At 66.6% G+C, this 12,310-nt stretch carries 8 protein-coding genes; 2 read left to right on the top strand and 6 right to left on the bottom strand.

The annotated features are described in order from the left end of the window. The first annotated feature begins 4 nt into the window (after positions 1-4). The gene (locus tag SD37_RS10030; RefSeq protein WP_044851434.1) at positions 5-1,393 is read left to right on the top strand and encodes a GH1 family beta-glucosidase; all 1,389 of its coding nucleotides are present in this window, start codon (positions 5-7) and stop codon (positions 1,391-1,393) included. Here the strand turns inward: SD37_RS10030 and SD37_RS10035 are convergent. The 3 genes from SD37_RS10035 to SD37_RS10045 all read right to left on the bottom strand — a co-directional run bounded on the left by SD37_RS10035 (position 1,354) and on the right by SD37_RS10045 (position 8,783). Beyond that, a complete protein-coding gene (locus SD37_RS10035; RefSeq protein ID WP_044851435.1) occupies positions 1,354-5,022 on the bottom strand; it encodes a BTAD domain-containing putative transcriptional regulator in 3,669 nt (1,222 codons plus the stop codon). The two genes, SD37_RS10030 and SD37_RS10035, sit on opposite strands and share 40 nt — an antisense overlap. Then, complete coding sequence (locus SD37_RS10040) at positions 5,019-8,129, bottom strand: BTAD domain-containing putative transcriptional regulator (RefSeq protein ID WP_052674933.1); 3,111 nt, start codon at positions 8,127-8,129, stop codon at positions 5,019-5,021. The genes SD37_RS10035 and SD37_RS10040 overlap by 4 nt, the downstream gene beginning before the upstream one ends. 216 nt (positions 8,130-8,345) lie before the next feature. Continuing rightward, positions 8,346-8,783, bottom strand: coding sequence for a hypothetical protein (locus SD37_RS10045; RefSeq protein ID WP_044851436.1), 438 nt, complete (start codon positions 8,781-8,783; stop codon positions 8,346-8,348). Between the two features lie 730 nt (positions 8,784-9,513). Here SD37_RS10045 and SD37_RS10050 point away from each other — a divergent pair. Further along, positions 9,514-9,747: a hypothetical protein gene (locus tag SD37_RS10050; RefSeq protein ID WP_236725312.1), complete on the top strand. Its 234-nt coding sequence runs from the start codon at positions 9,514-9,516 to the stop codon at positions 9,745-9,747. Between the two features lie 670 nt (positions 9,748-10,417). Here the strand turns inward: SD37_RS10050 and SD37_RS42515 are convergent. The 3 genes from SD37_RS42515 to SD37_RS10060 all read right to left on the bottom strand — a co-directional run bounded on the left by SD37_RS42515 (position 10,418) and on the right by SD37_RS10060 (position 12,001). Next, positions 10,418-10,594, bottom strand: coding sequence for an Lsr2 dimerization domain-containing protein (locus tag SD37_RS42515; RefSeq protein ID WP_145926573.1), 177 nt, complete (start codon positions 10,592-10,594; stop codon positions 10,418-10,420). Positions 10,595-10,652: 58 nt separating this feature from the next. Further along, on the bottom strand, positions 10,653-11,273 hold the full coding sequence (locus SD37_RS10055; protein ID WP_044851437.1) for a response regulator transcription factor: 621 nt from the start codon (positions 11,271-11,273) through the stop codon (positions 10,653-10,655). Positions 11,274-11,365: 92 nt separating this feature from the next. Then, a complete protein-coding gene (locus tag SD37_RS10060; protein WP_044851438.1) occupies positions 11,366-12,001 on the bottom strand; it encodes a helix-turn-helix transcriptional regulator in 636 nt (211 codons plus the stop codon). Positions 12,002-12,310 lie beyond the last annotated feature (309 nt).

Here is a 12,310-nt window from a genome sequence, read left to right on the forward strand (position 1 = left end):
CCCGATGAACGATGCGCAGCCGTACCGTTTCCCACCCGATTTCCGCTGGGGGGTGGGCACTTCGGCCTTCCAGATCGAGGGCGGTGTCACGGAAGACGGGCGTGGCCGGTCGGTTTGGGACACCTTCACGGCGACTGAAGGCAAGATCCACTCCGGGCATGTCGCGGACGTGGCTTGCGACCACCTCCACCGCTACGAAGAAGATTTCGCACTGATCGCCGGGATGGGTATCCCCGGTTACCGGTTCTCGATCTCGTGGCCGCGCGTGATGCCGGACGGGCGCACCCTGGAAGCGCGCGGGCTCGGGGCTTACGACCGCATGGTGGACGCCGTGCTGGACCGGGGAATCACTCCTTCGGTGACGCTTTACCACTGGGACCTGCCGCAGGCGCTCGAGGACGACGGCGGTTGGCCTGCCAGGGACACGGCTTATCGCTTCGCCGACTACGCGGCGCTGGTCCAGGAATTGCTCGGCGACCGGGTCGATCATTGGACGACGGTCAACGAGCCGTTTTGCGCGGCGTTCCTGGGCTACGGCACCGGGCTGCACGCTCCCGGGCACACCGACGAGGTGCTCGCGATGCGTGCCGCGCACCACCTGATGCTCGCCCACGGCCTCGCCATGCAGGCCTTGCGCGCGGGGGCCAGGCCGGGGCAGGAGTTCGGTCTGGCCTTGAACTTCGCCCCCGCGCTCGTCGACGTCGACGATGAACGGCATCGCGAGGCGAGGCGGAAGTTCGACGGCCTGCACAACCGTTTCTTCCTCGACCCCGCCCTGGGCCGCGGCTATCCGGAGGATGTCCTGGCCGACAGCCGGCACCTCGGTGATTGGACGTCGGTCATTCACGACGGTGACCTCGAGACCATCGCGCAGCCGATGGACTGGCTCGGGGTCAACTATTACGCCCCGGCCCGGGTCACCCCGCTGGAGGACGTGAACGCCGTGAGCAACTGCGGGTTGCCGAGCCTGCGCGGGGTGGATGTGACCCCGCCGAGGGGGCCGCTGACGTCGATCGGGTGGGAACAGTCGCCCGATTCGTTGACGGATCTCCTCGTCTGGCTCCACAAGCACACGGGAGGACTGCCGACACAGGTCTTGGAGAACGGCGCAGCCTTCGAAGACCGGGTCGATGAGGACGGCCGGATCCGGGACATCGAGCGTGAGCAGTACCTCCACGATCATTTACACGCGATTCACGCGGCGATCGAGGCGGGAGCGTATGTGCGCGGTTACGTGGTCTGGTCGCTCCTGGACAACTTCGAATGGTCGCTCGGGTACTCGCAGCGGTTCGGGCTGGTCAGAGTCGACTTCGACAATGGACTGCGCCGAACCGTGAAGGACAGTGCCCGCTACTACGCGCGTGTCATCGAGATGAACGCGTTGCCTGGTTGATCGGTGAATCCGGCGAGACCGTTGCGCGACTTCAGGCCGAGTTCGGCGAGGACGTGAGTGACGTGCGCCTGCACGGTGCGGCGGGGGAGCGCCAGCGCGGTGGCGATCTCCGGATTCGAGCGGCCTTGTCCCGCCAAGGTCGCGACCGCCCGCTCCATGGCGGACAGGGAAGACCAGCCCGCCGCGACGGCTTTCTCCGGCCGTCCGGGGACGATCGCGTACTTTCGCAGGCGCTGTTCGAGGGCCTCGACGTCCCATTGCGCGCCGAAACGGTCCAGGCCGGCCACAGCGTCGTTGGCCGCCGCCTGCGCCTCGTCCAGCCTGCCTTTTCCGGCGAGCAGGACGGCGGCGTCACCCAGCGCCGACGCGAGCTCCATCCGTCGACCGACCTTGTCATAGTGGTCGACGGCGTTCAGCAAGGGCTCGGGGTCGCCGGAGACGAGGGCTTCGCACCACCATGCGGCCGCGGTCGCACGTGCGGGCACGCCCTCTTTCGCGGCCTCTTCCCGGCAGACGCCGAGGGCCCTCGTGACGATTTCGTCGTCGCCCTGGGCCGTGGCCAGCCGGATGAGCCACGGAAGCCATTGATGCCGCAGCATCATCGCGGCGTAGGTGGTGTCCATGATCGGGCTGAGGAGAGCGACGGCCTGACCAGGGTCGCCACGCTGTTCGGCCTGGATGGAACGGGCGATCAGCAGGAAGTCGCAACTCTCCCGTTCGGAGTCGGTGACCGGAATGTGCTCTTCGGCGGCATACAGATGGGCCGCTGCCTGCTCGGGCTCACCTCGGCGTCCGTGGATCAACCCGGCGACACCGTGCAGCAACAAGGCGGCCGCGCCGGGTTCCCGATGACCGTGGAAGGTGATCGCAGGCCCGTCCTCGGTGACGGTGTCCAGCTCCGCCAGCGCGTCGTCCCATTCGCCGATCCAATAATCGTGAACGGCGGAAGAGACCTGCAGCCCATGAGGAAGTGAATACTTGGCGGCCGCGCGCCGGGCAATGCGCAGCGTCATACCCGCCTCGTCCAGCCGGTCGAGATTCTGCAAGGTGAAGAGGCGGTTGTCGAGCAGGTCGAAGTAGAACCCCGCGTGCTCTCGATGACCGTCCACGGCTTCGATGGCGTGCTCGATATGGCGCAGCGCGCTTTCGTGGTCGCGCTCGATCGACTTCACGAGCCAGAGTGTCTGCAGCGCGTGTCCGATCGGATAGGGCTCGCCGACCGCGAGCGCCCGCCGATAGGAACGCAAGGCCTTGCTGAAAGCCTCTTCGAGATCGTCGAGGGTCCCGCGCTCGAAGTTCGCCAGCAGGGCGCGTCGCCGTTCCCGCCAGATCGGCGGGGTTTCCCCGGATGCGTTGCGCTCCAGAAGAAGCGTCGCGGCTTCCGTATCCCCGCGGCGGTACGCCATCGCCGCCGCGAGGTGACGCATCTCCGCGGCGCGGTCCGGGTCACGGCTGGTGAGCATGGCTTCTCGCGCCAGCTCGAAGGGCTCCTGGTCGAGCCGGAACAAGACGAGAACGTAGGCGGAGAGCAGCGCCTCGCGCCGAGGGTCGTCGGCCGGACATTCGTCCACTACCCGGTTCAGGAGGACGGCGGCGATCGAAGGAGCACGGTTGGCGAGGGACTCGTGATGGTCGGCCAGCCAGCTGATCACCCAGTCGTCGACCGCCGCGGGAACGGCGGCGAGTTGCTGGGCGACCTGTTCGACCCCCGAACCGATCTTCGCCAGCGACTCGGCGGCGCGGCGATGCCACTCGGCCCGGACTCTCTCGGGAATTTCGTTGTACAGCGCCCAACGGAGCATCGGATGCCGGAACGCCAACTGTGTCCCTGTGTCGACGATGATCCGCAGCTCCATCACTTCTTCGAAGACACCGAGCAGTTCGGACGGCATCTTTCCCATCGTGGCGGCCACCTGCGCCAGGCCGAACTCCATGCCCAGCACCGCCGCCCGGCGCACCGTCTCCCTGGAGAGGTCTCCGAGCAGGTCCAGCGTCCGGGCGACCGCGTCCCGCAGGGATTCCGGTGCGTTCAAGTCGGTACCCGCCCGCACGTGCGCGACTCCGTCGACGATGGTGAGGGCGTCTTCGCGGATCAGGGCACCCGTCACCTCGCGAAGGTAGAGCGGATTACCCGCGGCCTTGATGATGAGCGAGCACAGTTCCTTGCTGGGACGTGCGCCGATGAGGTCACCGAGGACGTCTTCGGCGGCGGGCACGGTGAGCGGACCGAGGGTGATCATCTCGAGCCCGCGGGCCTCCGCGGCATTGCGCGCCTGCACCAGTTCCTCCCGCCGTGGCACCGGGCGTGACGCGGCGATCAGCAGCAGCGGAAGTTGCCTCGTGGCCGCGGAGAGCCGGTTCCACATCAGCACGCTCGCCTCGTCCGCCCATTGCAGGTCATCGATGACCATCACCAGCGGCGCGGTGGCGCACAGCCGGTCGACGTGGGCGAGGATCTGGTCCGCGGTCGCCGCCACCGGGTCAACGCCGTTCGCCAACGCCTCCCCTCCGATACGCTTCGCGTCCATCCCGAGACATCCCAGGACCACTTGCAAGGGGAACAACTGCTCCAGTTCACTGGCGGCGGCCCAGGCGACATGGCAGCCGCGATCCCGGACGTCCGCGAGCGCACAGGTGAGCAGTTCGGACTTCCCGATGCCGGGTTCGCCCTCGATCCACACCGTCCGGCCGCGGCCGTCGAGAACGTCTTCGGCCAGCTGCCGAAGAACAGCGACTTCTTCTTCGCGACCGTGACAGACGGGCGATGTCTCGCTCCGGGTCTCGAAAGCGTGAGCGACCGGGCCCGGGAGCACCGACAGTGTCTCGACGGCTGCCGCACGTGCGACGGGCGGGGCCAGTTCCGGATCGTTGACGAGGATCCGCTGGTGGATCTCGACGAGTTGCCGTCCAGGTTGGACACCCAGCTCGTCACGCAGGATCTCGCGAGCCATGCGGAAGGCGTCCAGCGCCTCGGTGGTCCGGCCACCGCGGTGCAGGGCGATCATCAAGGAATGCCAGAGCGGCTCCCGTAACGGGTGCTCGCGGACGAGAAGGGTCAGTTCGGAGACGAGGTCCTCGTGGGCTCCCAAGGCCAGCAGGCCGGCCGCCCGGAGTTCGAGTGCGGCGAGCCGTTGTTCGGCCAAACCGGCGCGCAGCGACTCGGCATGGGGCCCGGGGACACCGGTCAGCGCTTCCCCGCTCCACAGTGCCAGCGCGCGGTCCAGCGTTTCGACCGTGCCGGCGGCGTCGTTTTCCTGCCAGTGCGCGCGAGCGGTCTCGCGCAGCGTGTCGAACTCGCCGATGTCCAGTGCCGAGGGAGCGAGCCGGAGCCGGTAGCCCGCGGAGTCCGACACCAGCAGACCATCGGTGGACCAGCGGGTCCGGCTCGGTTCCAGGATGCGGCGCAACCCCGAGATGTAGGTGTGCACGCTGCCGTTCGCGCTGGCCGGCGCGGCGTCACCCCAGACCGCCTGGATCAGCTCGGCCCTGGTGATCGGCCTGGTCACCGCCCTGGTCGCCAATGCGGCGAAGACGGCGCGCTGACGGGCCGGCCCCAGCTCGAGTTCGTCGTCGCCGAGCCAGGCACGCAGAGAGCCGAGCGCCTGCACCCTGAACGGCTTTTCGCTCATCGGCGGGCCCGCTCGCGGCCGTGGCTGAAGCGCTTCTCGGCCCGCTGGATGTCGGCGATCGCGCCCAGGCCGTCGTAACCGCTCAAAGCGATCCGTAAGGCCGCGTCGGCCTTGACCGTCTTGCCTTGCCGGACGAGGAGAGCGGCGGCGTCTTCCAAGGCTTGTGCTTGACCGAAACGGTTCGCCGCCGTTCGCAGGTGTTTGGCGGCGGCGAACGCGGTCATGGGATCCCCGTCGACGAGGGCTCGGCACCGAAGGGCCTCGATTCGGTATCCCGGCGCGCCTTCGCACAACGAAGTCGCCAGCTCGGCGACCTCGTACTCACCGAGATCCATCGCGATCCGCACCAGGCCGGGCAGCCATGGGCAGCGTGCTTCGTCCTCGAACTCCAACAGCCCCGACAACAGGTCGAACGCGGCCATCGGCCGTCCCTCCGCCTCGGCGAGCATCGCGTTGGCCACCAGCATGAATTCAGCACCGTCGTGACCCATGGCGCCGGCGGGAGCCAAGGCCCATACGGACATCAGATGCGTACGCGCGTCGTCCGGCTTGCCCCGATGTGCGGCGATCACCGCGGCGACACCCGAGAGACGGCGCAAAGCCCCGGACCTCTCGAGCGTGTGCCGCGCGAGGGTCACCCCGCTGCGAAGCCGGCGTGTGAGGTCCTTCTGTGGTGCGTCCCAGCGGCCGAGCCAGTAGGACTCCACGGGATCGAGGGCGGGCATCGTCCGTTGGTAGGGAATCAAGGCAGGAGACGGTTCCTCGGTGGGATTCCCGTCCGCCGGCCAGCCACCGGTCCGGACCCGCGCCAGCATGGCCTCGTTCAGGGCACGCCAAGCCGAGGGGAGCCGGTGGTCTTCCAGTGCCTCCTTGACACCCTGCACGGTTTGGTCGGTATTGCCCCGGAGGAGCCGAGAGAAGGCGAGCAGCCAGCGCATCTCCGCGAGCACTTCGGGGTCTTCGGTCCGGGCGGCGACCTGGCCGGCCTCCGCGGTGAGGTCCCGCTCGAGCCAGAGCTTGATCCGCGCCGTCGCGATCCCCAGCGGTTCCCGCAGGGCCGGGGGAATGCTCCCGGAGGTGTTCACCCGCTGGAGCAGCCGGATCGCCGCCAGCGGCGATCGCGGCGCCAGCTGGTAGATCTCACGCGCCACCCAGGTACAGAACCAATTGTCGACCGGGATGGGAGCGGCGAGCAATTGGAACGCCACGCGTTCCACGGGGGCGCCGACGTCGGCGAGCGCTTCCGCGAGCTGCCGATGCAAGGCCAGCCGGATCGCGGTCGGAGTCCGGGCGTAGAGCGCCTCGCGGACGATCGGATGCCGAAAGCCGAGCTTGCCCCGGGTGCAGGTCATCAGGCCGACCGCCTCCACCTCGGCGACGACATGATCGAGCTCGGCCGCGGGCCTGCCCAACGCCGCGGCGAGATCGTCGCGAGTGAACGACCCGTCCAGGAGCGCAGCCCACCGGAGCAGCTCCGAGGCGGCGGCGGAGAGGAAGCCCAGACGGCGGCCGACCGCTTCCAGCGCGGGCTGGGGGACGACCGGAACGCCCTCGGTGGACGCGGTCTCCGCCGGTTCGTTCCCGGCCAATGCGGTGACGAGATCCCGCACGAAGAGCGGGTTCCCCGCCGCGGTACCGGCCAGTTCGAGCAGCGCCGGGCCCGGGACGGCACCGGTACGGGCGGCGAGGAGATCGTGGACCTCCTGCTGCGAAAGTGGCGCCAGCTTGTGGATGTGCGTGTCCATCATGGAAACACGGGTGCGCAACGCGGTGAGCCGGTGATCGGCGGCCACCCGCCTGCTCACACCGACGAGGAGAAGGGGGAGCCGGTCGGCCTCGAGCGCGAGGCGTCGCCAGGCTTCGAGGCTGGCCGGATCCGCCCATTGGAGGTCATCCATCACCAGGACCAAGGGCCGTTCACGGCACAACTCTCCGACGAGGCCGACGACAAGATCGATCACCTCGTCAGCCCCCGCTTCATCCCCTTCGACGAGATCGCGGGCCGCACGCGCCACCTTGCGGCGTCTACCGTCCACCGAGCTCTCTTTGACGTCGAGGCAGTCGAACACCACCTGGAGCGGTTCGTCCTGCTCCAACCGGTCCGCTCCGGTGATGGCGACATTGCCGGCTCCGGCTTGCGCGAGCCCTTCGGCGACGAGCGCGGTTTTGCCGATGCCCGGTTCGCCCTCCAGCCACACGGAACAGCCGTGTCCCGCACCGAGTTCGTGTACCGCTGTCTGGATAGCGGCCAGTTCGCAGTGCCTGCCCACGAAGGGTTCGCGAGGCTCGGGACTGGGTGCCGGGGCGCTGACCGTCGCGCGCGGAGTGGTGACCTGCCCGTTCCACAGCGCCGGGTCATCGGCTCGGATCTGCTCGTAACGTGTGGTGAGCTCGCTGCCCGGCTCGACGCCGAGTTCATCGATCGTGGTGGCACGGAGCCGCTCGAACGCGCCCAGCGCCTCGTCGCGGCGCCCGCAACGGTAGAGCGCGAGCAGGTGAAGACTCTGCAGGCCTTCACGCACAGGGTGCGCGGCGGCGACCGGCGTCAGATCGGTGAGCACCTGCTGATGCTCACCGACGTCGAGCATGATCCTTGCGCGGCGTTCGACGACGTCGAGCCGGAGTTCCCTCAACCGTTCACGCTGGTTTTCGGCGTACGGGCCGGACAAGCCGGCCATCGGCTCGTCTTTGAAGAGTCCGATCGCATTGTCCAACGCGGCGAGCGCGCCGTCGACGTCTTGCCCGCGCAGGCAGAGCCGGGCTCGTTCGCGGAGGTTCTCGAATCGGACGACGTCTATCGCGTCCGCGTCGACACGCAGGCAGTAGCCGGGACCACTCGAAGCCAGGACATCGGCGGCGTCACGGAGCGTGCGAGAGGGGTCGAGGGCGGAACGGAGCGAGGATACGTAGGTGTAGATGCTGCCGTTGGCGCTCGCCGGTGCCTTGTCACCCCAGATCGCGTCGATGAGGTCCGGCCGGGTGACGACCTGGTTCGCCTGAAACGCCAGTACCGCGAGCAAGGTCCGGCGCTGGGCCGACCCGAGCACGATCTCGTCGCCGCCGCGCCAGGCTCGTACTGGACCGAAGAGGTCGAGTTGCAAGTGCATCTTCGCCTCCGCCGTGTGCTCACGAGTACCGATGGTTGAGTCAGCTACCGCAGGTCGTTCGAGGGCCGCCTTGCCAACCAACTCACCCGATCGGCCTGATGACCTGAAGTGATGATCTGCCGATTACGCCCTGTAAGCGAAACTTCTGGGCGAGATACTGTGGTCGGACCCCAGGTTGCCCGGGGTCCCTTCGCGTACCTGCCGTTTTGTCATGGTTCAGACGGCTGCGGTGTCCAGTAACAAGTCGCCGTCGAAGAGCGTTCCGCCGGGGACGGGCTCGCGTATCCAGCCGACACCGTTCGCCGGGGTCGAACCCTGGGGGAGGGGCAGATCCGTGCCTTCGCTCAATACCCACACGCCCGGCGGCAGCGCGACTCGCCGCGATTCCGGCGCGGTGATGAGAAAGGCCCACCACGGTTCCCCGTTGCCACGCAGGCTCAGCACGCAGCCACGCGACCCCGCTGCCTCCAGTTCCCGGAGCAGCGGTCCGCCGCGGTCGGTGTCCATGACCACCGCGAGCATGTCTCGCTGGAGGGTGAGGAGAACTTCGGTGTAACTGGTCCGTACCGGCCAGCCGAAGCAGCTCCAGTAGTGCAAGGCGGCGTCGCGGACATCCTTGGCGGTTCCGGCCAAGGACAGTGTGGAGCTCGTCATGATCGCGCCCCTTTCGCTCGTGGGCCGTGTCGGTGCGGACAAGACGAAGGCTCCATGTTCAGTCTTAAGATTTTCTTCATGCCGGTCCGAGGCCCGGCGTCACGGGGAGGAACACTCGGATTCGTGGCGTGCGTGCCGGGGTGAGCGCGTAGCGTCATTCAGTCGATCGGGTTGTTGCTCGCGCGCGAGAAGTGTGATGCGCGGCCCGGGGCGACGGTCACCGTGAACCGTGGAGCTCGTCCGCCGAGTGGCAAATGGTGATGGAATGTTCGGTACCGGCGGGTTTTCTGTCGGGTTCAGTGCTACTTCTTGATATCCGAGTGGAAGGATGGGAAGTAGCACAGTAGCTCTATTGTATTACTCCGTTCCGGTCAGGATGCCGGTCCCTTTGGCTTGCCGCGGAAAAGTGTCTTACCTACTGGTGCGACAACTAAATCCGGCGAAATGGTTCGATATCCGTCGGATTGTTCACCGTTTAGTGCAGTTGACATGTTTTCCGGCTCAAGTCGTTCTTCCTTCTGCTAACCTGCCAATACAGCAAATGGTCGTGAACGACCGCATGGGCAGGAAGTCCTTGCTCTACAACAGGGTTCGGTCTGCCCGGGGACGACGACAATGAGGGATGGATATCGTGAGTTCGCAGGGGATCGGTAGTCGACCTTTGAAGAGCAATCGAAAGCTGCCCGTGGCCCCGCCCAGGCCCACGGGTGCGCTGCTGCCTCATCTGGAATTGGCGAGTTGGCTCGAGCGATACGTCGACAGGCTGGTGCGCGCTGATACCGGGAAGTCCGACGCGCTGGCCGAAGATCAGCGTGTGGATCTCATGGTCGGCCTGTCGAACGCCGCCGAAGCGCTTCGCACTTCTGAGCGCTGTGATCACGAATCCGCCGAGGAGATGCTTCGGTCGGCGCTCCACCTCCTGGAGGGGGTCGACCTGGAGCGGTTCGCGTACGCCGCTCATTAGGTTCGCGACCTCTGCGCCGGAAGCAATGGCCGTGTCGGTGGCCGACGGGGGATTCGGCTCAGTCGCATTAACGCTGGTCGGGTTCGAGAGCGGCAAGGACGGATACTCGAGGGGTAAGGCAAGGGTAGTGTGCTCGTCAGCTGGGCTGAGGGGGCTTTCACTGCGTCTGATGCGGTGACGGGCCCCTTCGCGTCTTTCCGGTGGCGCCACCGATCGTGGCGCCACCTTTGCCCTAGGGGCAAGAGAACCAACCGTGTCTCAGCGACCTACAGTCGGACGGTTTCGCGTGACTGTAGGGGCGACACACGTGATCAGACGGACGACACGCGTGTCCAGGCGGACGGCTCGTGGCGGACCCGGCCGCGCTCGTGTCGCGAAAGCCACTTTCGGGACATCAGACGTCGCGAAAGTGGCTTTCGCGACACGCACCTTGCTTACCCCTTCAATAGAACGATCATTGCCACTCGCGACCCTGCTTGACCAGGGCTGAAGGCTCCCGTCTCCGCAACAGACGGCGAGAAGGGAGGCTCACGCTCTGAGCGACCGGCCACGATTGCGAACACTGCACCGTCGCCTTATTCTGGTTGGAACATCACCGACCATTCACAGTCTGCGAATGCCATTCACGGCCCCGCTCTGGCAAGTGGCGGCTCGGTCCCGAAGAAAGAAGTCACAGCTTGCGAGAGAAGTAATAGCCCGGCTTGCGTCGCCCCGCCCTGATGTATCGCTCCAAAAGTTCACGCAGGCAGGTCGCACGGTCGGCGGGAAGGTCGATTTCGTAGTCGACGTCATCGAGCGAAAACGGCACTGTCTCGATGATCCCGGGAGGCGTACCCGCTTCGTTCATCGCTAACCTGCTTTCGAGTGACGGGGACGACGGCCGAAGCCGCCGGACGCGTACCGGGTCAGATGATGCCTGCCTGCATCGCGTAGGCGACGGCATGCGGCCGGTTGCGCAGGTTGAGCCTGCTGGTCAACTCGTAGATCACGTTCTTGACGGTGCGCTCGGAGTAGCACAGTTTCTCGGCGATCTCCCCGGTATCCCAGCCATCCGCCATGAGCCTGAGGACATCGACCTCCCGCGAGGTGAGGCCGGCCGAGCTCAGGCCCCTGGGGGAGAGCACGTCGTGCTGCAGCCGACGCACGCTGTCCAGCAGGTGGCCGAGCAGGTCCGGCGGCAACAGGCCGCGTCCGGAACCCGCGGTCACGATGGCTTCGACCAGCCGATCACCGGACGTGCGTGGTTGCGGGAGCACCGCGACCACGCGGCACTCGACGGCACTGAGGACGTCGTTCTCGCGCAACTCGCCGACCAGGAGCACTTTGGGAATCAGCGCCAACGAGCCCTGCCGAAGGCCCGCGACGATCTGGGGGGTCATCCGGTCCGCTTGGATCATGAGCACGTCCTGCTCGGTCACCTCGTCGACCTCGGTGACGACGACCTCGGAACGGGTCTCGAGGAAGCTCGTCAACCCGGTCTTCGTGATCGAATCCGTCGCTTGGACGGCTACCCGTACCGGTTCCATTTCGACCCTCCATCATCAGCCGTGACCTCTATCGGGTCGCTGTTCGTACTTCGATCGGGCCAGCGGCAGACGCCCTGCCCCTGGCGCGCAGGTCAGATCAGGCCGGCCCGCATGGCATAGGCGACAGCCTGGGATCGGGTGGAGAGCCGTAACCGGTTCATCAGCCCGTACAGCACGTTCTTGACCGTGCCTTCGGAATAGGCGAGTTTCTTGGCGATCTCGTCGGTCTGGTAGCCCTCGGCGATAAGTTGGAGCACGTCACGCTCCCTCGTCTCGTACCCGAACAGCGTCAGACCCGCCGGTGCCAGTACCTGGAACCTGAGCTGGGTGAGCTGGTCGAGAAGAATGCCTTGAAGCCGGTGGGACATCAGCGCGGAGCCGCGGGCCACCGCGAGGACCGCCGACGGCAAAGTGCCCTCTTTGATCTCGGCCCGGGAGAGTAACGCCGTTACCCCGCATTCGACCGCGACCAGGAGATCTTCCGCGCGGAACCGGTCGGCGACGACCACCGCACGGGGTGCCGATGTGACGCCGGCGCCCTGGAACTGACGCAGAAACGCGAAGGTGCTGCTTCCCACGACCCCGTCCACGACCGCCACGATCACGTCCGGAGTCCCGGCCTGGGCGCTGGGCAGCAGGTGAAGCTGCTCACTGGCGCCCAGCATGGTCTTGGCTCCGGCCGCGGTGAACTCGTCACTCGCGTGTACCAGGACTTTCACGGCTTCCATGGTGCCGACCTTCTCTCCCGCCCGTCTCAGGACATGAGGAAGAGTGACTCCGTCTACTTCATAAGCGCTTTATTACCCTTCGCGACCTTGATCATCGGCACGTCGTTGGCGGGAATCCCCTTGCCGGAGCCGCCTACGACGCCGCCGGCCGCGTCTTGAAGGCAAGTCTAGGCGCTGATCAAACGGTATATCGCGGCAAACGTGAGCGAGAGAGTTTCGGCACTGGATTCTGCCTCGAAGACTCTGGCAGCTCCACAGCATGGTGGCGGAGAGTAGTCATGTGAACTTCTCCCTTCTTCGAGTCTTAAT

The sequence above is a fragment of the Amycolatopsis orientalis genome (assembly GCF_000943515.2).
Taxonomy (GTDB): Bacteria; Actinomycetota; Actinomycetes; order Mycobacteriales; family Pseudonocardiaceae; genus Amycolatopsis; species Amycolatopsis orientalis.